General features: G+C 44.6%; 20 protein-coding genes and 1 pseudogene. 8 read left to right on the top strand and 13 right to left on the bottom strand.

Going from position 1 to position 21020, the window contains the following annotated elements; genetic code table 11:
- Positions 1 to 87 carry a sporulation protein YhzE2 gene (gene yhzE2, locus M0696_RS05600; protein ID WP_003155248.1) on the bottom strand — a complete coding sequence of 29 codons (87 nt, stop codon included), beginning with the start codon at positions 85 to 87 and terminating at the stop codon, positions 1 to 3.
- 125 nt (positions 88 to 212) lie between these two features.
- Positions 213 to 299 (bottom strand): sporulation protein YhzE1, encoded by an 87-nt coding sequence (gene yhzE1, locus M0696_RS05595; protein ID WP_003327753.1) that lies wholly within the window; start codon positions 297 to 299, stop codon positions 213 to 215.
- A 159-nt stretch (positions 300 to 458) separates the two neighbouring features.
- Between yhzE1 and M0696_RS05590 the strand changes: the two genes are divergently transcribed.
- Complete coding sequence (locus tag M0696_RS05590) at positions 459 to 1334, top strand: peptidylprolyl isomerase (RefSeq protein WP_166853746.1); 876 nt, start codon at positions 459 to 461, stop codon at positions 1332 to 1334.
- 40 nt (positions 1335 to 1374) lie between these two features.
- On the opposite strand, the gene yhaL is transcribed toward M0696_RS05590, so the two are convergent.
- The 6 genes from yhaL to M0696_RS05560 form a co-directional block, all read right to left on the bottom strand.
- On the bottom strand, positions 1375 to 1587 hold the full coding sequence (gene yhaL / locus M0696_RS05585) for a sporulation protein YhaL (protein WP_166853747.1): 213 nt from the start codon (positions 1585 to 1587) through the stop codon (positions 1375 to 1377).
- A gap of 124 nt (positions 1588 to 1711) precedes the next feature.
- Positions 1712 to 2656, bottom strand: coding sequence for a 3'-5' exoribonuclease YhaM (gene yhaM, locus M0696_RS05580; RefSeq protein WP_166853748.1), 945 nt, complete (start codon positions 2654 to 2656; stop codon positions 1712 to 1714).
- 73 nt (positions 2657 to 2729) lie between these two features.
- Positions 2730 to 5627, bottom strand: coding sequence for an ATP-binding protein (locus M0696_RS05575; RefSeq protein ID WP_248602583.1), 2898 nt, complete (start codon positions 5625 to 5627; stop codon positions 2730 to 2732).
- Between the two features lie 4 nt (positions 5628 to 5631).
- Entirely contained in the window at positions 5632 to 6858 is a 1227-nt protein-coding gene (locus M0696_RS05570) for a metallophosphoesterase family protein (RefSeq protein WP_222142523.1), read from the bottom strand.
- A 106-nt stretch (positions 6859 to 6964) separates the two neighbouring features.
- Positions 6965 to 8224, bottom strand: coding sequence for an ABC transporter permease (locus tag M0696_RS05565; protein ID WP_166853751.1), 1260 nt, complete (start codon positions 8222 to 8224; stop codon positions 6965 to 6967).
- Entirely contained in the window at positions 8217 to 9113 is an 897-nt protein-coding gene (locus M0696_RS05560) for an ABC transporter ATP-binding protein (protein WP_166853752.1), read from the bottom strand. The genes M0696_RS05565 and M0696_RS05560 overlap by 8 nt, the downstream gene beginning before the upstream one ends.
- 125 nt (positions 9114 to 9238) lie before the next feature.
- Here M0696_RS05560 and M0696_RS05555 point away from each other — a divergent pair, with 125 nt between their 5' ends.
- Entirely contained in the window at positions 9239 to 9424 is a 186-nt protein-coding gene (locus M0696_RS05555; RefSeq protein WP_003239513.1) for a YhzD family protein, read from the top strand.
- 20 nt (positions 9425 to 9444) lie between these two features.
- Here the strand turns inward: M0696_RS05555 and M0696_RS05550 are convergent, their stop codons facing one another.
- On the bottom strand, positions 9445 to 10212 hold the full coding sequence (locus tag M0696_RS05550) for an enoyl-CoA hydratase (protein ID WP_222142931.1): 768 nt from the start codon (positions 10210 to 10212) through the stop codon (positions 9445 to 9447).
- A gap of 162 nt (positions 10213 to 10374) precedes the next feature.
- Here M0696_RS05550 and M0696_RS05545 point away from each other — a divergent pair.
- The 3 genes and pseudogenes from M0696_RS05545 to khtU all read left to right on the top strand — a co-directional run bounded on the left by M0696_RS05545 (position 10375) and on the right by khtU (position 12498).
- Positions 10375 to 10714 (top strand): annotated as a pseudogene (locus tag M0696_RS05545) (hypothetical protein).
- Positions 10715 to 10775: 61 nt separating this feature from the next.
- The gene (gene khtT / locus M0696_RS05540) at positions 10776 to 11273 is read left to right on the top strand and encodes a K(+)/H(+) antiporter subunit KhtT (RefSeq protein WP_166853754.1); all 498 of its coding nucleotides are present in this window, start codon (positions 10776 to 10778) and stop codon (positions 11271 to 11273) included.
- A 7-nt stretch (positions 11274 to 11280) separates the two neighbouring features.
- On the top strand, positions 11281 to 12498 hold the full coding sequence (gene khtU / locus M0696_RS05535; RefSeq protein ID WP_166853755.1) for a K(+)/H(+) antiporter subunit KhtU: 1218 nt from the start codon (positions 11281 to 11283) through the stop codon (positions 12496 to 12498).
- Positions 12499 to 12515: 17 nt separating this feature from the next.
- Here khtU and M0696_RS05530 read toward each other — a convergent pair whose 3' ends face one another.
- Both M0696_RS05530 and M0696_RS05525 read right to left on the bottom strand, forming a co-directional pair.
- On the bottom strand, positions 12516 to 14021 hold the full coding sequence (locus tag M0696_RS05530; protein WP_248602582.1) for a coproporphyrinogen III oxidase: 1506 nt from the start codon (positions 14019 to 14021) through the stop codon (positions 12516 to 12518).
- A gap of 111 nt (positions 14022 to 14132) precedes the next feature.
- Positions 14133 to 14999, bottom strand: a complete 867-nt coding sequence (locus M0696_RS05525) for a Cof-type HAD-IIB family hydrolase (protein ID WP_166853757.1) — start codon at positions 14997 to 14999, stop codon at positions 14133 to 14135.
- 485 nt (positions 15000 to 15484) lie between these two features.
- On the opposite strand from M0696_RS05525, the gene M0696_RS05520 reads away from it, so the two are divergent.
- Positions 15485 to 16558: a DNA alkylation repair protein gene (locus tag M0696_RS05520; RefSeq protein ID WP_248602581.1), complete on the top strand. Its 1074-nt coding sequence runs from the start codon at positions 15485 to 15487 to the stop codon at positions 16556 to 16558.
- Positions 16559 to 16599: 41 nt separating this feature from the next.
- On the opposite strand, the gene M0696_RS05515 is transcribed toward M0696_RS05520, so the two are convergent.
- Entirely contained in the window at positions 16600 to 16953 is a 354-nt protein-coding gene (locus tag M0696_RS05515; RefSeq protein ID WP_166853759.1) for a YlbF/YmcA family competence regulator, read from the bottom strand.
- Between the two features lie 93 nt (positions 16954 to 17046).
- The gene (locus M0696_RS05510) at positions 17047 to 18180 is read right to left on the bottom strand and encodes a DUF445 domain-containing protein (protein ID WP_248602580.1); all 1134 of its coding nucleotides are present in this window, start codon (positions 18178 to 18180) and stop codon (positions 17047 to 17049) included.
- 267 nt (positions 18181 to 18447) lie between these two features.
- On the opposite strand from M0696_RS05510, the gene spaC reads away from it, so the two are divergent.
- Both spaC and yheD read left to right on the top strand, forming a co-directional pair.
- Positions 18448 to 19539: a spore coat associated protein SpaC gene (gene spaC, locus M0696_RS05505; protein WP_166853761.1), complete on the top strand. Its 1092-nt coding sequence runs from the start codon at positions 18448 to 18450 to the stop codon at positions 19537 to 19539.
- Positions 19529 to 20890, top strand: coding sequence for a spore coat associated protein YheD (gene yheD, locus M0696_RS05500; protein ID WP_222142517.1), 1362 nt, complete (start codon positions 19529 to 19531; stop codon positions 20888 to 20890). Before spaC ends, yheD begins: the two co-directional genes overlap by 11 nt.
- The last annotated feature ends 130 nt before the right edge of the window (positions 20891 to 21020 follow it).

Below are 21020 nucleotides of genomic sequence, written 5' to 3'. Positions count from 1 at the left end.
TTAGTACAGCCAAGAAGCGCCGATGATAATCAATAAAATAAATAACACAACCAATAAAGCGAATCCGCCTGCAAATACTTCACCCATCTTAAAAAGCACCTCCTGTAAAAAACTTTATTTACCAATTACATGTTATGCAATTCATGTTTAAAACGATTAGGCGCTAGTGAAAGTAAAGGATCGCTTATCGTGCAAGCGATCCCCCGGGCTGCTTAGTAGATGTAAGCTGCACCTACGATGATAAGCAAAATGAACAGTACTACGAGCAACGCGAATCCGTTAGAGTATCCTCCGCTCATGTTACATACCTCCTTTTCTTGATCAATATATAAGTATGTCGTCAGCAAAAGTTTGACTAGACGAATGCCCTTTATTTAAAATCTTTTTACAGAAAGCCACAATATGTTATGATACGCATAGGTAATTTAATTTGGAATGATTAGGAGTGTTTGAAAACAATGAAGAAAATCGCAATAGCAGCTATCACTGCTACAAGCATCCTCACTCTCAGTGCTTGCAGCAGCGGCGACAAAGAAGTCATCGCAAAAACAGACGCAGGCGATGTAACAAAAGGCGAGCTCTACACAAACATGAAGAAAACAGCTGGTGCAAGCGTCCTGACACAGCTGGTGCAAGAAAAAGTATTAGACAAGAAATATAAAGTGACAGATAAAGAAATTGACAACAAGCTGAAAGAATACAAAACACAGCTGGGTGATCAATATACTGCTCTCGAAGAGCAATATGGCAAGGATTACCTTAAAGAGCAAGTAAAATATGAATTGCTCACGCAAAAGGCAGCTAAAGATAACATCAAAGTAACAGATGCCGATACCAAAGAGTACTGGGAAGGCTTAAAAGACAAAATCCGTGCAAGCCACATCCTTGTCGCTGATAAAAAGACAGCTGAAGAAGTAGAGAAAAAGCTGAAAAAAGGCGAGAAATTTGAAGACCTTGCGAAAGAATACTCTACAGACAGCTCTGCTTCACAAGGCGGGGATCTTGGCTGGTTCGCAAAAGACGGTATGGTTGCTGAATTCAGTAAAGCTGCATTCAAATTAAAAACAGGTGAAGTCAGCGATCCCGTCAAATCACAATACGGTTACCATATCATTAAAAAGACTGAAGAACGCGGCAAATACGATGATATGAAAAAAGAACTGAAATCTGAAGTACTTGAACAAAAACTAAATGACAGCAATGCCGTTCAGGAAGCTGTCCAAAAAGTTATGAAGAAAGCTGACATCGAAGTAAAAGATAAAGACCTGAAAGACACATTTAATACGTCTTCATCAAGCAGCAACTCTTCTTCATCTTCAAGCACTTCTAAATAATAAAAAAAGCTGTGCAGGCTCATTGAGCTGCACAGCTTTTTTATGCGATGGAATGGTTGTGATTTTCTTCTTCATGCTGTTGAGAACTGCGCCGTTCTCTCTCCTTTTCCATCCTCTCCATATAAATCTGCCCTTCTTTTTCAATAAAGGACTGGTCTACTTTTTCTTCCTCTTTGGCTGCTGCCACAATTTTATATGCACTGAAAATGATGCCTACAATACAAAGGTACACCCACCATGGAAAAAATAACACGGGCTCCTCCCCCTTTTTGCATAGATTCTTTATTCTTAACCATATGCGGGAATGAGACGAGTTATGAGCGGCAAAAGCGCATAAAAAGGACTGACCTGAATGTTTCAGCATCAGTCCTTTTTGATTATTTATGAAAAGTCGGTTTGTAAAAGGAACGGTTTTCCAGTGCAAATACACGTTCAGTGTACTCGCCCGGCTTCACGCGCTCAAGTGCTCTGTCCATCATATTCATTTTCGCATCCAGGTTGTCTATATAGTGTAAAATTTCTGCTTCTTTCACCATCGGCGGTTTTGGGCTGCCCCATTCTGCTTTGCCGTGGTGACTCAAAATCAAGTGCTGAAGAATTAACACCTCTTCAGAATCGATTTGAAGCTCCTCTGCAGCTTTTGAAAGCTCTGTAACCATAATCGAAATATGGCCGAGTAGATTGCCTTCGACCGTATACGAAGTTGAAACAGGGCCGGACAGCTCTTTCACTTTTCCGAGATCATGCAGGATAACGCCGGCATAAAGCAGATCGCGGTCAAGAGACGGATATAAATCTGCAATCGATTTCGCCAAATTCAGCATAGATACAACATGATACGCTAAACCTGAGACAAACTCATGATGGTTTTTCGTAGCTGCCGGATAATCCATAAATTCAGTTTCGTGTTTTTTGACTAAAAACCTTGTGATCCGCTGGATGTTCGGATTTTTCATTTCAAATATATATTGAGTGATGGTATCCATCATTTCATTTTTCGGAATCGGTGCGGTTTCTAAAAAATCATCAATATTGACATTTTCATGCTCGCTCACCGGTCTGATATTTCTCAGCTTCAGCTGGGTGCGCCCGCGGTAATGGTGGACATCCCCCACGACCTTCACAATCGTCTGCGGCGCATAGGTCACTTCATCACTTTGCTTGGCATCCCACAGCTTCGCTTCAATATCACCTGACTGGTCTTGCAGCATCAGCGTTAAAAACGGTTTCCCATTGCTCGCAATCCCTTTCGTCGAGGATTTAATCAATAGATATTGGTCCACCTGTTCGCCAACCTCATGTAGCATAATCCCTTTAGCCATTCTATTAAAGCTCCCTCCGTATCTTACATAATATCAGTATATCACATACCGATTTACAGCTATAGAACCTCTTTTATGACACCAAATGGATGATTTGGCTGCTTTGAAATGCATCTTTTACATGGTCATGGCATGTAAAATACAAAATCTGCCTTCCGCCTTCAGATAAATCATTTAGAACGTCTAATACACGTTTGAGTCTTTCCTGATCAAAATGAACAAAGCTGTCGTCAAGCTGGAACGGAAGCCTAGATCCATCCTGACGCGTAACAGCCAGAGCAAACCGGATCGCTGTATACAGCTGTTCACACGTCCCCTGTGACAGCTCTTCCGCATGATAGACAGTTCCATCACAATGCATGACCATAATGGAATCATCCGTTTCAGAAAAATATATCGTCTTGTAGCTTCCGTCAGTCAATGGACGGAAAAATTCTCCTGCCGTCTCCAGAAGGCGCGGAAGCTCGACTTTTTTATGACGTTCCAATTTGTTTCGGATCACCTGTTTGATTATTTGGAGCGAAGCCCATTTTTTAGCGGTTTCTTTGACACGCTCTTTTTGCATTTCCAATTGCAGCTTGAGATCAGAGACCAATCCCGAAGCCTCTAGTTGTTCCTGTTTCACGAAGAGCAATGCGATTTGGCTGCGAAGCTGTTGGATCTCCTCAGCCAGCCGCTCTTTTCTTTCATTCTCAACTAATTGCTTGTTTTTCAATTCAGAAAGCGTATTGGAATCCGCCAGTTTAAGCTCCTCTGGCTGTCCGCCTTCAAGCTGTGCGTTTATGTGATGAAGCTTGTTCTCCGTATCCTTCAATTGCCTGTTGATGTCGGCTATGGCGCAAAACTCATTTCTGTCTTTTGCAGCCACCGCGGAAAATAGCTGTTCTATCTGTGCCTGAAAATACTGTATTTCTTGCTCCAGCTCCAGCAGCTGATCCTTTATATAATAAATATCTGTTTCGATAGCCTTTTTTTGCTTCGCGATTTCTTTTTCACGTTCAACGTTTTTCCGCAGTGTATGAAGGGCGTCTGGGATGGAAATGTTCTGACTCTCATTCGCAGGATAAAGCATGCTGACGCGTTCTTCAAATGTGCGCCGGTGCTTTTTCAGCCTCCCTGCTTCAATTGTCAGCTCATGCTTTTTCTTCACTTCTTTTTTGACATCCTTCATCAAGCTGTATGCATCAAGCAAAAAAGTCGGATCTTCCTTGAATCCGAGCTCCTTCATAAAATGCTCGACCTGTGTAAAGGAGGGGGCCATATCGGCTTCCCACTGTTCAAACTGCTGGATGACTCTTTCATATGCTGCCTCTTTTTGCTGGAGCACTGCCCGCTGTGTGATGAAATGCTGTTTATTGCGGTCATCCTCCCATAACGCTTCTCTAAGCGCTTCGGCTTCTGCCGGTGAAATGTTTATCATTGGCTGTCTCATCTCCCGGCTGTTTCCGGAAGACGGTGTTTTTTTTCCAGAAGCAAGCCCATACACAATAAGGGCAGCGCCGATACTAATGGCGGGAATCCATTGCTGCAGCAGCAGAAAGAGAACGATGAACAGCATACCAGCTGCAATAACAGTCTTTTTCTGTTTAGCCTGCTGCCTTTCAAAAAACTTCAGCTGTTCTCTCAGCTTCGCTTGCTCCTGATGTTGCCCCTGTGCTTCATCATATGCTTTCAGAGCCGCTTCTTTATCTTTTCTTTCGCTGATTTCAAAGATGGCGGACGAAGCGGCATGAACGGCCTTTTCTGCGTCTTCCAGCTCTTGCCGGGCAAGTTCAAACGTCTCATCAAGCTGCCGTTTTCTGTCTCGTGCCTGTACGTATTGCTGCACCGCCTGCTGGAGCTGCCATTCATAGTCATATGACGTGTTCATATTCAACAGCTCATTTTCATCCGTTTTATTGAGCTGTTCCAGCCCTGCCGCTGCCTGTGCGGACGACTGGCGCAGCTGTGCCTGAATGGCGGCGAGCTGTTCCCCATAGGATTGGTACATATGAAACGCTGCCGAAAGCTCTTGTATCAGCGTTTCCTTTGCCAATATTTCTTTATCGGGATTAAGTTTTTGCATCTGTTTGTCCAGCTCCGCCATCTTCACCCGAAGCGCCTCCAGCTGTGCGGATTTCGGGTGAAGGTGGGATTCATATTTTTCCAGCTGATGCAGTCCGTCTGCCGGAAATTGTCCCGCCTGTTCCGGGTATTGTGCTATCGCCTGTTCCAGCGCCGCTTTTTCATTTAGCAGCGGCTTCAGCTCAATCGCTCCCTCAATCGTTCGGATATGTCCTGCCGCCTCTTTCAATTCGGTTTCTGCGGCTGCAAGGCGGGCTTCGAGCGTTCTTTTTTCCTCAAGAAGCTGATGATAGCCCGCTTCCTCTGCTTCAGCCTGTTTCAGCTTCGCTCCCATCTGCTTAAGCGTTTCCAGCTCCTGATTCAATTGAGGGTTTCGCCCGTTTGGTTTATAGAGCCTTTCGCTTTCCTTTGTCAGCCGTGAATCAAGCTTAGATACGGCTTCAGCGCCAAATAAACTGGAAAACAGCAAAAATTCCCCTATCTTGTCCCGATTAAAGGAGTGAATTTCCTGCAGCCCGAATACATCAAACGAATAAATGGCTTTGTACAATGCCCTGTCTGTACCCTGGAACAACTGCTTTAAAAAATCTCCTTTCTTCACTTCGCCCTTTTCTGTGTACACTCTTAGCTTTTCGGCAGTCCCTTTCGTCCGTTCGATTTTCACAGCCCCATACTCAGGGTGTTCAGCTTCAAGAACACCGCCATAGACACCGCCTGTTTTCGGTTCATATTTCTTCGTTTTCGGAAAACCAAACAGCATGCTTTCAATAAATGACATCATCGTCGTTTTTCCTGCCTCATTTAATCCGTAGATTAATTGGACAGGCGAGGCGGAGAAGTGAAAGGTCCGATTCGAAAATTTCCCGTATTGGTAGATATGTAAAGATTTAATTCGCAAAGCTTTCACCGCCTCATGTTCCAAGCACCTTAAGCTGTCTTTTCAATAAAATCTGTGCCTGCTCTTTTATTTCCTGTAACTCTTCTTGGCTAAACCGGTCCGCGTGCCTTCTGTACACAGGATGCCGCTCAAGCCCTTCCAGTACGTCTGACAGATCGCCGCGATCAATGTCTGTAAATAAACCGCCAAAAAAAGGATCAAGGTTTGTAAGGTTTGCTTCATTTTCTGTCTCATCGTCCAATGAAAGCGGCCAAACGAAGTGTTCCTCCTCCGCCTCTTGCTCCTGAAAGGCTTCGAGAAGCTCATCTAAGGTGCCTTTCGGCGCTTCCAGCAGCCATTCCGGCGCCCGCCCTTGTAATACAAGTCTTACACAAACAGGGCTCCCCTTTATCTGCAGCTTCGAAAACGCGTCCTCAACCATTTTGATAAGGGCGGTCATATTCTTTGCCTCCGTCACATCAACTGCCGCTTTTTCCCACAGGATGTCATGCGCTTTCTGAAATTCGTAAGATATATCTCCATTTGTCACACGAACGAGATAATAGCCTTTATCTCCCGTCTCCTTCATATGGCGCGCTTGCGTGTTTCCCGGATAGATGACTGCCGGGTGCTCGGCGGAAAGAACCTGGCGTTTATGTATATGGCCAAGCGCCCAATAATCCATTCCGCTTTTCACGAGATCGTCATGCGTAAACGGGCAATACGGATCGTGTCCTTCAGATCCTGATAGCGTGCCATGGAGCATACCGATATGAAGCGGCGCGTCAGTCGACCTCCGATAGCGGGCGGCTTGGTTTTCCGTCACTGCTCTGGCCTGATAGCTGAAGCCGTAAATGCTCGCTATGCGTTTGCCTTCCTTATAAAACGATTTTTCTTCAGGAACAGCGGACGAAAAAATATGGACATTCTCAGGCCATTCAATCGGCGTCCACTCCCCGCCAAGATGATCGTGGTTCCCAAAGATCACATAAACTGAAATCCCGCACTCTCTGAGTCTTTCAAATTGCTTTTTTAAAAAAAGCTGGGCCTTTAAACTTCGATTCGCTTCGTCAAACAGGTCCCCCGCCAGCAAAATGAAATCAACGTTTTCTCTCACTGCGGCATCTATCATATGTTTCACGCTTGCAAACGTGCTTTCTTTGATCCGGGCAAAAATCGGTTCCGGCAGATGCGATATCCCGTAAAACGGGCTGTCGAGATGTAGATCTGCCGCATGAATAAAGGTTAGATCAGTCAACATTCTGCTCCTTTCCAGGATGAAGTACCCTTATTTTAGCACCGAATTCTTGCGAATGCACGTTCTGTCAATAAAGAAACAGCCTGAGGAACCTCAGGCTGTTTTTCAATCAGTTTTTCGCTAAACGAAGCGCTTGTTTGATCGCTTTAAATGCGCTTGAATTGCCGTAAATCAACACACCGCCTTTGTAAATTCTGGCGCCGATGACTGCTAGTATAACAATGGTGAGCAGTGTGATTCCGATACCGGCAGCCGCCTGCCAGAACGGAATATCAAGCATACCGACGCGCAAGAACATAATCATTGGCGTAAAAAATGGAATAAACGAGGTTACTGTAATAAATCCTGCATCAGGTGCATTCAAGCCGAACATCGCGATCATAAAACCGGCGACAACCAATAGCGTCATCGGTGTGATCGTTTGCTGCACGTCCTCTATTCTGCTGACGACACTGCCGAGAAACGCAGCCAGTGTCGCGTATAAAAAGTAGCCGAGCAAAAAGAAAATCACAGCATAGATGACAGTGGTAGCGGAAACGTCGGTTAGATTAAGGAATCCGCCGATAGGTGAAGCTGTTTCGTTCGTTTTGTTCAGCATCAGCGACAAAGAGCCGGCTCCTATAATGACAGCAAGCTGCGTGATCCCAACAAGCCCGATGCCAAGCAGCTTAGCAAACATCTGCTGGATCGGCGGCATGCTTGAGATCAGGATTTCCATGACACGCGAAGATTTTTCGGTTGCAACCTCCATCGCAATCATGCTGGCATACATAATCACAGAGAAATAAATGACGAACAGCAGAATGTAAACAAGCCCTACCGTCTGGCCAAGCTCTTCCTCAGACTTCGCCCCCTCTTTCAGCGCCTCCTGCCCGACAGTAACGGGCGCATAAAGGCTGCTGATCGTTTCCTGCGAAACACCGAGCTCTGCCGTTCCGACAGCCGTTTTGGTTTGCGTCAGCGCCTGCTGCAGCGTTTGGTACGTGCTTTCATCAGAAATCGTTAACGCTTTATATGTTCCTGAAATGGTCCCTTTTTCATCTCGTTTGATGATGAGCATGCCATCGAGCGTTTCATCTTTGACTTGCTTTGTGACCTCGTCAGCGGATTGCTTCGACTGCTTCACATCAAGATCACCGTTTGTATCCACCGCTTTCAGCTGCTTCGAAAAAATCGGATATAATTCGTTTGTTTCATCAACAACGGCGATTTTTTCTTTCACATCATCACCTTGAAACGAAGAAATGATCGACTCCAGATTCGTTACAACTAATACAAGCAGTACCGTGATGACAGTCGAAATAATAAAGGATTTTGCCCTAATCTTATTTTTGTATGTATGAGAAAGCATGATCCAAAATTTATTCATAGACGGCCCCCACCTTTTCTATAAAAATATCATGCAGTGACGGCTCTTCAAGCTCAAACTTTCTGATAAACCCTTTTCCTTGGAGCATAGCAAAGATCTCTTGAGAAATGTCTTCATTAGCGATCTGCAGCTTGACGCCGCCAGCCGTTTCCTTCCATTGGAGAATGCCTTCATGAGACTGCAAAAAACGCAGATCGTCATCAGAGTGAATGGTGACATTCTTTTTCCCGAAGGAACGTTTTATCTCCTTCAACTTGCCTTGCACAACCGGCTTTCCTTTCTGCAGTATGCAAAGGTTCTCACATAGCTCCTCAACATGTTCCATCCGATGGCTAGAAAATAAAATAGAAACGCCGCTGTTTTTCAAAGAAATCACAGCATCTTTTAACAGCTCAACATTGACAGGGTCCAGACCGCTGAATGGTTCATCTAGGATCAGCAGCTCCGGCTTATGCAAAACAGCCGAAATGAATTGGATTTTCTGCTGATTTCCCTTCGAAAGCTCTTCCACCTTCTTATTCTCGTAATCTGTTATATTGAAGCGTTCAAGCCATGTCCCGAGCTCTTTTACAGCCTCCCGCTTCTCCATTCCTTTTAATCTGGCAAGATAGACGAGCTGATCCTTTACCTTCATTTTCGGATAAAGGCCCCGCTCTTCCGGCAAATAACCGATTTTGTTGCTCATACTATAATTCACAGGACGGCCCTTCCAGCTGATTGAGCCCTCCGTAATGCTTAATAAACCAAGGATCATGCGAAACGTCGTCGTTTTTCCCGCTCCGTTTGCGCCTAAAAGACCGAACATTTGCTGTTCCGGAATGTCTAAGTCCAATCCGTCAACGGCTTTAAAATCTCCAAATCTCTTCGTTACGTGATCAATTGTAAGCACCGAATCTCCTCCTTCCCTGACCCATTATATACTAATTTTGGATGAAACATAATAAAGGATTTTGATTTCCTTTTTAGAATATAAATGAAGAAGACTATAAACCTTGAAAATGGAGGAGAAACCTGATGGCTGATTATTTCCTTACAGCTTTTGATCCTTCGGGGAAAACACTGGTAAATGAGAGATTCGAGGCAGAAAATGAAGAAACGGCAAAAACGCATGGTGAAGCTCTGTTAAAAGAAAAAGAGCTTCACAGCCATACCCATCGTTTAGTCAATGCAGCCGGAAAGCTGATTTTGTTTCACAGATGATCAGCTTTCCGGCTGATCTGTTACACTTGGAACTTCGGCTCCCGTTTTTCTAAAAAGGCACGGATTCCTTCTTGGTGATCCTTGGTCCTTCTCATTTTCTCTTGGGCGCTGCGCTCAAGAGAAAGCACCTTTTTCAGTTCTTCAAGCTGAAGGCTTTGAAAGATGGCTTTCGTTTCGATCATCGCCAAAAGAGGTGAGGCCAAAAGGGTTTCGATAAAGGGTCTTGCGCCTTCCGCAGGGTCTCCAGCAAATGTCCCATCCAAGAGACCCATATCGGCGGCTTCCCTGGCGGAAAGTTTTTTCCCGCTCCAAATCAGCTTTTTCGCCTTCGCTTCCCCAATTCTTTTCTTCAGCAAATAATGCCCCCCGCCGTCCGGAACAAGCCCAATGCCGATAAAATTCATCGCGAGAACGGCGTTTTTTTCCGCGAGCACAATGTCAGCGCACAGCGCCAAACTCAGGCCCAGTCCCGCAGCAGCGCCGTGAATAGCTGCAATTGTTACTTTCTTCATCTGATATAACGTCAGAGTGACAGCCTCAATCGTATCCATTAGCTGTTTAAATTGATCAGGGTCATGCTCTGATGTCATCATCCGGATATCTCCACCGGCCGAAAAGCCTTTCCCGGTTCCTCTCAGGAGAACGATGAGCGCCTCGCTTGCAGCCGCCTTTTCAACCGCCTCCTTCAGTTCAGACAGCATCTGTTCATTCAGGGCGTGATGGGCATCAGGGCGATTCAGGATAATTTCTGCAACGACTCCATTCCGTTCATATTGAATAAACTCCATATGAAGCACCTCCATGTATGCGCTTGCTTTTTTCTTTCTCATATACATTCCCTGCCATCCTCAAATAAACCTTTTTATTTTTCAAGGTCAATAGATACCGAAAAATGCATATTGTTTGAGTGGAAACATAAAGTTTTATATAGTGAAAGAGAGGATATCAGGATGAGAAAGGAGGAAAGGAAGCATGGATAAATTGCTGATCATTTTTCTGTTAAGTTTATTTATGGTGTACTTTCCCCCTTCGGACGTGGTTCTGCCTTCCCAGCTTGAAGCAAGCACTGACAGCTATGTGCCTATGTCCTCATATCCGCAGGAAGCACAATCAGCCAAGGTTCCGTCGCCGAGCAGCCTGTACCCCGCAGAACTGATCAAAGAGTACAGTCCGCTGGCGCAATCTGTCAGGCAGCTGTCTGTCAAGCCCCTTGACGAACCGCTGATGAACAGGCTGGAAAAGGTTTGTGCCGTCCCTGTCAAATACCAGTCTAATTACCTCCGAATATAAATGCTCAAGCTTTATTTGTAACTCACCCCATTTGGCCAACACTACATTCGGAGGGATTTCATTGAATATTAAAGAAAACGATCTGCCGGGCATCGGCAAAAAATTTGAAATTGAAACGAGAAGTCACGAAAAAATGACGATTATCATTCATGATGACGGAAGAAGAGAGATTTACCGGTTTAATGACCGAGACCCGGATGAACTTCTTTCCAATATCTCATTGGATGATTCTGAAGCAAGGCAAATTGCCGCTATTCTAGGTGGCATGGTCTATAAACCGCAAGCGCTTGAGTCCATTGAAATGGCCTTCAGCGATCTCATTATTGAATGGTTTAAGGTTGAAAAAGCCGCCAAATCGATCGGGCGCACACTCGGGGAACTTGATGTACGCCAGAATTACGACGTCACTGTGATCGCTATCATCAAGCACAATCAGGAAAAGCTTTTAAATCCTGGAGCCGATTCGGTTATTGAAGAAAATGACACACTTGTCCTCTCAGGTGAAAGAAAGCATCTGAAGAAACTAATTCACGATTTTCTTTCTGGAGAGGGCGTGTGAGCGGCCGATGGATCATCTTGTATTTGAAGTCGGGACTGCGCTAGTTCTTGTGGCGATTGCCAGTGTAATCGCCAATAAAATTAAATTTTCGATTATTCCGTTTCTGATTGTGCTGGGCATGCTGGTTGGACCGCACGCGCCGAAAGCGGGGATTATTGACCTGACATTTATAGAAAGCAGTGAAATCATCGAGTTTTTTGGGCGGATGGGCGTACTGTTCCTCCTCTTTTATCTCGGACTCGAATTCTCAGTCGGAAAGTTGATTAAATCCGGAAAATCAATCGCGATCGGCGGAACGATTTATATCTTGATTAATTTCAGCCTCGGGCTGCTTTACGGGTTTATCACCGGGTTTTCCTTTCTGGAAGTCCTCGTCCTCGCAGGGGTCATCACAATCTCGTCAAGTGCGATTGTCGCAAAAGTGCTCGTTGATTTAAAAAGAACCGCCAATCCGGAAACCGAGCTGATTCTCGGCATCATTATGTTTGAGGATATTTTCCTTGCCGTGTATTTGTCCGTTGTTTCCGGCCTTGTGTTAGGTGATGCGACATCCGTCGGGAGTGCGCTCTTGTCCATTTTGATCGCCTTCGGTTATATGCTGCTGTTTTTTATCGCAGCCAGAAAGCTCCCGCCGCTGTTGAATAAACTGTTGGACATTCGCTCAAACGAAGTGTTTATTATCGTCATTTTCGCCGCACTCTTTTTTATCGCCGGATTTTCAGAGACGATCCATGTAGCGGAAGCGATCGGGGCGCTGCTGCTCGGTTTGGTGTTTTCAGAAACAGAGCATTCCGATAGGATTGAGCATCTTGTCGTTCCGTTTCGCGACTTCTTCGGCGCAATGTTCTTTTTCAGCTTCGGCCTCAGCATTGATCCGTTTTCACTCGGTGAAGCGGTTTGGCTTGCGTTGGGAGCAGTGATTCTGACCATTCTCGGAAACTTTATTGCCGGAATGGTGGCAGGGCGACGCGCAGGGCTTTCTCATAAGGCTTCATCGAATATCGGACTGACGATCGTATCACGGGGGGAGTTTTCGATTATCGTTGCGAACCTTGGGATAGCCGGAGGCCTGTCAGCCACATTAAAGCCGTTTGCCGCATTATACGTCCTCATTCTGGCGATTTTGGGACCGCTTTTAACAAAGGAATCAAAACGAATTTACCGCTTGCTGAACAAGATATTTAAATGGAAGCCTGATGTTCAGCCTGCAAGAAAACAAGGGTAAAAAAAGCAGCACTGTGATCAGTGCTGCTTTGTCGTTTTCTCAAAAATCTGCTCTAAATATTTAATTTTTTCGTCCGTGTAATGCTCAAAGCGCTCGTTGTACGATTTCGGATCTTTCGGATTGGCAAAGTGCGTGATTTTCCCCGTATCCCGATCAATAAATTTACTTGCAGCGCCGCAGCCAATGCCGATAATCGTCTGCACCTCTTCCATAATCATGATGTTGTAGATGCTTTCTTGTCCCGGCAAAGAATATCCGACGTTTTCAAGGTTTCCAAGAATATTTTTCTGGCGGTATAAATAATAAGGCACGTACCCATGCTCTTTCGTCCAGGCCACCGCGTCATCCATCATTTGAGAAACCTCTTCCCTGCCGGCAACTTTGTACTTATGCTTGTTTCTCGTCATTTCTGACGCCCGTTTAAAGGAAAGCGTATGAACGGTAAGGGATTCCGGCATCAGCTTTTCCGTTTCTGAAAGGCTGTGTCTAAACTCCTTAACGCCTTCCCCAGGCAAACCGATAATCAGGTCCATGTTGATATTATTCATGCCGTGCCGGCGTGACAGATGATATTTCTCAATGGTCTCTTCAACCGTATGATGCCGCCCGATCGCCTTTAGCGTTTCATTTTCATAGGATTGTGGATTGATGCTGATCCGGTCAATATCATATTTGTTTAAAACGGCGAGCTTTTCTTCTGTAATCGTGTCAGGGCGGCCGGCCTCCACCGTAATCTCACGAATGTTTTTCACATCCGGGAAGGAGCGGACCATTTCTTCATACAGAAGATCCATTTCTTCCGCTGTAATGCTTGTTGGTGTCCCGCCGCCAAAGTAAATGGTTGTAACCTTAACATCATGCTTCTTAAGCCATTCGCCAATTTTCTGCATTTCGTAATGCAGCCCCCATAAGAATGAGCCGACTCTGCCCGCCTGCCCTTGAATAGCGTACGCAGGGAATGTGCAATATGCGCACTTTGTCGGGCAGAACGGAATGCCGATATAAATACTGACTTCATCCTTTACTTGGTACAAATCCGGCACTGCCGCCAGCTGCCGGTCAACAATCTCCTGCATTAGCTCGATTTTCTCATCATGAATTAAATAGTCTTTTTTCAATTCAGCATGCGCTTGCTCCTTCGGCATTCCGCTTTGCAGCTTTTTGTGAAGCAGCTTTGTGGGCCGGATCCCTGTCAAGATTCCCCACTTTTGCGTGATGCCCGTATGCGCCTGAAGAAGATTGAGATACACATAAGAAATCGTGTTTTTCACTTGCTTAAAAGCTTCTTTTTCATTCATGTCGGGAGAAAAAGATTTTGTATGCTGTTCCTTTATGCCAGTTTCCATCACTTCTCCCGAAACCGTCACATGCTCATCCGTTTGTGAGCACTTTAAAGAAATAACAAAATCTGCGGGCTCCTCTCCACCGTACACAAGCTCGCACTCTTCATAAAACAAATTTGCAATATTTTGCAGAGGCCGATGCAGGCGGTCATCATGTATGCCTTCTATTTTTATTTGCAACTTCATCACCTAATTTATCAGATTCAAAACTTTCTTTAGTGTACAGAAATAAATCGCTAAAATCAATCCGGCAAAAAGCCGCCGCACCTGTCAGGGCGCGAGCGGCTTTTTTTACACACGTTTCATGTGGAACTTATCAAGAAATCCTTTTCGCTGCTGCATTCGGAAATATTCCTTCATCATGTAAGCAACACCTTGCTCGTCATTGGACCTTGTGACCCAATCGGCCTTTCTCTTGATCTCCGGAGCGGCGTTCCCCATCGCTACCCCAAGACCGGCAAGTTCAATCATCGGGAGGTCGTCATACTGATGCCCGATGGCCACAACATCATCCATAGTTAGGCCCAACTCTGACGCGACAAGGGCCAGGCCAGTTTCCTTCGAGACACCTTTAGGGACGATATTCAGCTTCTCATCGTTTACATGAATAACGTCAACTGCTGGGAAGGCTTTCGTAATCGTTTCTGTAATGTCATGCTGAATGTCGTGCTCTGTGTACACTTCGATGACAGGTGCACTAACCGGCTCATCCATGAGAAGATCGCTTAAAGATTCAACGAACTGGACTGGATAAAAGATCGGATCAGACGGATGAATGAGTGCTTTCCCCAATAAATTTGAATTCACCTTTTTCTTGTTTCCAATGGAATACTTCTCGTGAAGAAGCCGAATATTGCATTGATAGCTCTCCAGCACTTGAACAATGTTAAAGGTGTGATCGTCAGAAATTCTCTTTTCAAAAAACGGGGCGTCTATTTTCTCAGCGATGTATGCCCCGCTGTGGGTGATCAGCTTAGCATCAAGCTTAAGTGATTTCGCTATTTTCTGTGCTGAACGAAAATGGCGATTGGTCACGAGAGTAACGTAAATCCCTTTTTTCTTTACATATTCAATCGCGTCCTTCGTTGCCTGATGAATCTTCCCGTTCGACCGTAGCAGCGCTCCATCTATATTTAAGGCAAGCAATTGTTTTGACACAGAGATGTCCCCCTCCTTGATGACTGTACTTGTGTATAGGATATGACCCTGTCTCTGTGTTTAGAACAACCTTTTCTGGAAAGCAAAAAAGCCTGGCTCAGCAGACTTTATGTATGGCATGATGATAGGATACGATCGAAGCAGCCATTCTCCCTAATATCGTTATTTCGATTTACGAAAAATCATGTATCAGGAACCCCTTGTTTGACCGATGATGCGCTCCGAACACTTACTCTCTGTTGCTTATCCCCTCTATATAACGGCATGATATGCGACCGTATCCAATTGAAATCAGGTAAGTGTAGGCGCTTTCAATGCTATTATCTCAGTTTTTCTTGCTGATGACAAGGGTTTTTTTAACTAAAAAAAGTATCCAAATGATGTATACTAAGGTAGGATTTGTTGTTAATTTTTGGAACAATCTTCTTGATACAGAACATACATTCTCATATAATATAAATAATAAACGAAAGAGCGGTGATCAGGTGGCTGATTTAAAAGAAATATACAATGAAAAACTGATATCTCAATTGATACATCATATAAAGGCATCTTGTCCTGATTTTAACCAAGACAGATTCGAGGAACAATTGCTGCAGGAAGACTGGCCTGAACTCGCTTTAAAAGAGCGGATGCGCCGCATTACAGCTTCCTTATACGAAACACTGCCAAAACATTACGGTGAAGCGCTCGCAATTTTACGGGATGCAGCCCCTCATTTTAAAGGACTCGGCGGAATTCTATTCCCTGATTATGTGGAACAGTACGGGTTAGCGCATTGGGAAGAATCAATAGAGGCATTGGAATACTTTACGCAATATTCTACCTCAGAATTTGCTGTGAGGCCTTTTTTGCTTTTAGATCAAGAAAAAATGATTGCACAATTGCTTAAATGGACCGAGCATGAAAATGAACACGTGAGAAGGCTTGCGAGCGAAGGAAGCAGACCCCGCCTGCCATGGGGAAAATCGATACCCGCTTTGAAATCAGACCCTTCCCCCGTTCTGCCGATCCTTGAGAAGCTGATGCAGGACGAGTCCTTGTATGTAAGGAAAAGCGCGGCCAACAACCTTAATGATATATCAAAAACGCATCCTCATTTGCTGACAAAAGTCGCAGATCAATGGTATGGAACACATCCCTATTCCGATTGGATCATCAAACACGCCTATCGGACCTTATTAAAAAAGGGTGATAAACAGGCCTTAACGCTTTTTGGTTATGAAAGTGCTGATTCAATACAATTACATGATTTAACATGTCAATCCCGCCGTATAACCATTGGCGAAAGCCTTGAATTTTCTTTCTATATTCATTCAGACAGGGATCAAAAAGTAAGAATTGAGTACGCAATTGATTATGTAAAAGCAAGAGGTCAGCGTCATCAAAAAGTATTTAAAATAACAGAAACAAACATCAGAAAAAACGAAACGAAGCCATACACAAGAACTCAATCCTTTAAGGATCTAACTACCAGAAAACATTACAAAGGAATTCATACATTATCAGTGATCATCAATGGAGAGGTAAAAGGTTCATTGGATTTCCAAGTTTGCTGAGAATAAAAAATCCCTTCTTTTCCAAGAAGGGATTTTACTGTTTAGCCTTCGACACTGCCGTAAAGCTCTTCTAAAGGCTTCATAATGATTTTGTTCAATTCGCCGATCAGCACGCTCATGCGCTGCTCCGCTTCCATCAGCTGAGAAATTTTTTCGTGCTGCTGTACAAGCGCAACTGTTTTTTGAGCCTGAGTCACTTCTTCTTGTGTAATTTCTTCTCCTGCCATTTGTTTTTGCTGGAGTCTAAGCTGCACATCACGGAAATTTTCGAACATGCGCTTCGCTGATTCATCTGCGTTTACTTCATCGTAAAGGTTTTTTAAACGGGTGAACTCTTCGCTCCCGCGTAATGCATTTTCCAGATCATACGCTACATCATAAAAATTAACAGCCATTGTGAATAGCTCCTTTCATCATTGCCGTTTAGACATACCACTCCACTATAACAGACTATGGAGCTCCTTTCATTAATCAAGAACCATTTCTTCTTAAAAAAGGGTGACAAACAACGCTTGAACTGCGCCTATGATTCCGCCGAGTAGGCCTCCCAAATAGGTAATCATTTTAAATTCTTTTTTTGAAATGGACAGCACCATTTCTTCGAGCCGCTGCACCGGGAACTGATCCACCTGCTCCTTGACGATTTCCTCAAGACGCATCCGTTTTAAGACACTTTCAAGATTAGCCGAAATCCCCTCAAGTAATTTGTCTAACAGTGCCGGCAGCATTTGCCCGGTCAGTTCAGATTCATAGCGGACGGTTAGCGTGCCAACCGTATTGTCGAAGAAAGGAGCAGTCGAAAATGTTTGCAGCACTCTTCGCTTCAAGCTGAAAATAAGCGCTTTCGCATTCCATTTTTCGTCTGCTTCATTAAACGTATACTCCCTCAGCTTGCCCCATTCGTTTTTCAAGAGATCAGAAAGCAGTTTATTTGTTTCCTCATTCCGCAAAAACTTCAGCAGTTCCGGCAGCACGCGGTCCGCAAGGCTTGTATTGCCCAGAAACATTTGTACCATGCTGCCAAGCATGCCGCGTTCTTTTAAAAAGCCATCAATCATATTGCCAAGACGGACTTTTCCTTCATCACTTTCAAAATAATTGACACTGCGTGACAATATATATTCGGAAATCATCGGAATCTTTTCCTCAAGCTTTTCCTGCACTTCCAAAGGCACCAGGTCTTTTAACGATTGGTGCTCGTATTGGCGGAAAAGCTCATTCAGCTTATCATCCGTCCAGCGGCTGATCCATGCGTCTGCCGCTTCATCAGGACGCTTCACCCCGGCTTTTTCAAGCGCTTCTTTTACTGTCATTTCAGAAAGTGACAGCTTTTGAATCAGCTGTTCCCCGGCTTGAAGAGCCTGCGTTTTGGCTGCATCAGAGACGAGCCTCTTTTTAATGCCCTCAGGGGTTAAGAGATGATTGACTACCATCAGTCCCATTTGTTTTGCAAGTTCATCCCGTCGTCTCGGAATCAGCCCGGGGGTAAAAGGGACTCGTTTTCCAAATAAATAATATGCCTTATAGGGCCTAAATAGCATTTGAATTGCTAAATGATTGGTCACCGCGCCAATAGCAGCGCCGATCACGATCATAAAAATAAAGGTTCCTGCAATACCCATTCCTATTCATCTTCCTCCATCTGTGCTTCAGCTTTTTTTCTTATAGATGATGTACCTATTCGTATTATAGAGGCTCATGCAATCACTTAGCAAACCAGGAGACAAATTCCTGTTGTCAGAAAATCAGCTTGTTCTTTTGGAATAGGGCAAGGTGAAGAATCGTAATCTGTAAAGTAGAATACCGTCAGCTGCGTTCGTCTTGAATGTATTTAGCGTAAAGTTGCTGACACCCGCCAGCAGCTTTTGAATAAAAGGGGGAGTCTCACCATGATAACACTCGGTTTTATGTCCTTATCCCGCCAGCATGAAGCGGACTATTCCGCAGAGCTGGCCAAAAGAGCACCCGAATTTGGCATACGTTTCATCCGGTTTACACCGTTTGATATTTCTCCTGACACATTGCGTGTCAAAGCATCGGTTTATCATTCGGCCAGCAGCACATGGAACGAAACTGAAATGGCGATTCCAGATTATATTTACGACCGCTGTTTTTACGGCAAGGATTCACAATCCCAAAAAGCAAAACCAATCGTTGAGTGGCTCAAAAAATACCCAAAAACGGAATTCATCGGCCGGGGCCTTCCCGATAAGTGGACCGTCCTTCATGACTTGCAGCAGCATGCTGTGATCAACCCTTATATTCCGGAAACGATGAAGGTGAGCCGCTATGAACAAATTCACTCCTTCTTATCCAAAGAAAAGGCCTGCATCTTAAAACCGGCGTTCGGCGCAGGAGGCAGAGGCGTGATTCTTTTGGAACTGGGCAAGAAAAACATAACCGCTACGTATCACATCGGAAAGGATAAGCAGACAAAAACCTTTTCCAACCAAGCTTCTTTTAAAACATGGTGCAAAAAAGTGCTTCAGCATCAATATTTGCTTCAGCCTTATTTAAATATTCAAGATAAGGAACAATACCCGTGTGATATTCGCCTATTCATGGAAAAAAACGAAGCAGGTGAATGGAATACAGTCGGAAAGGCAGTGAGACGCGGATACAAACACGGGCTGCTGGCCAACTTGTCTGGAGGATCTGATGCGCTGACATTTGATTCTTGGTTTGAAGATATACCGAAAAAACAGCAAGTGGTCTTACTTGATGACGTGTTCTCGATTACCCAGTCGGTTCCGTATTATCTTGACGAGCGCTATGGGCCGCTGTTTGAACTCGGCCTCGATATATGCCTTGCGAAGGACGGGAGAATTTGGATTTTGGATATCAATTCCAAACCGGGCAGAAAGTCAATCCTGCGTGTCTCTCCCGAGCAAAAAGAACAGCTGTACACTTGTCCCCTAAAGCGCTGCCAAAATCTGTTTTCTGAGCAAAGCCAGAAAGGAGTTCTTCCGCGTGAATCGTAAACGGTTTTTGATCGGCATAGACAAAAACAGTGAAAATACTCTGTTTCTTCCTTCTTCGCTGAAGCGAGACGGACTTTTGCATGCCGCGTTCGGGACGAAGGTTGTCAGATGCCACATTTCTTACAGACAGCATCTGGACCAAACCGTGCTTCTCTCTGAAAATCTGTTTCATGAGCTTTTGCTTCCTCACCGAAGCAGAGCTGACATTCTGATTCATGATCATACGGTGCATATCGGGCCGTTAATCGGCATTTTCACGGCGGGGTTTACCGTATCTCTTGAGCGCCCTTTTAAGGATCGTTCCCTCTTTTTTTCTAAGCTCGTCACGTTACATGAGCAAGCCGGAGGCTACTGCTTCGTTTTTGGCGCGCACCAAATCAATTGGGAGGAAGGCACGATTGAGGGGCTCCTCTACAGGGAAAACGGCTGGGAGAAAAAGATCGTTCCATTGCCGAACGTTGTTTATGATCGTTTGCCAAACCGAAAAATTGAAGATTCGCTTCTCTTGCAGCATACAAAAAAGAGACTGATCGATGAATATCAAATTCCATGGTTTAATAAAACGTTTTTCAATAAATGGAGCGTTCATCAATTGCTCGAAAAAGATCCAAGAACAGCCCCTTTTTTGCCGAAATCCGAGCTAACACCATCTGTGGAGCGGATTGATGAGCTCTGTGATGCATACAAAAAAGTCTATATCAAACCGGCAAACGGAGCACTCGGCACCGGCATTTATCAGCTGACAAAAACAGACGACGGCCTGACGGTGAAACATACGAATGACGCCAAAACGTTTTCTTCAATCGATTATTCAGATGCCGCCGCATTTTTGGCAGAATTTCAAAAACAGCATGACCCGTCAGACTTTCTCATTCAGCAAGGTGTTGATTTAATCGAATTTCAAGGCAAACCAGCGGATTTCCGTGTCCATACGAATAAAAACAGAAAAGGGAAATGGACGGTGACAGCAATAGCCGTAAAAATTTCCGGAGAAAACAGCATTACAACACATCTTTCTAATGGCGGAATTGTAAAAACACTTGCAGAAGTATACGATGACCCCGCCGAAAGAATTGAGGTCATTAAAAAGCTTTCTGCTGCGGCACTGACGGCAAGCCATGTGCTTCACGATCATATCGAGGGGTTTATCGGGGAGATCGGTTTCGACTTTGGCATTGATCAGAACGGTAAAGTGTGGATGTTTGAAGCCAATTCACGTCCGGGCCGCAGTATTTTTTCTCATCCCAATTTGCATCATGTTGATTCTCTGACAAAAAGAAGAAGCTTTGAATACGCGTCATATCTATCCGAGAAGGCGATCACCTCCCATAATGCGCTGTGGCCTTCGTAATCTGTCCGCTTTTTTTGATAAAGCGGGCTTATTTTTGTTGAAATCCGGGACAAATTGCATCACAAAGACCTCTTCAATGATGTTCTGAAACAGTGCTACAATGAACATAATTCTTCGTATTCAGGTCAAT

Origin of the sequence: Bacillus rugosus (assembly GCF_023238245.1) — a bacterium.
GTDB lineage: Bacteria > Bacillota > Bacilli > Bacillales > Bacillaceae > Bacillus > Bacillus rugosus.
This window is presented reverse-complemented; position numbering and strand designations above follow the sequence as displayed.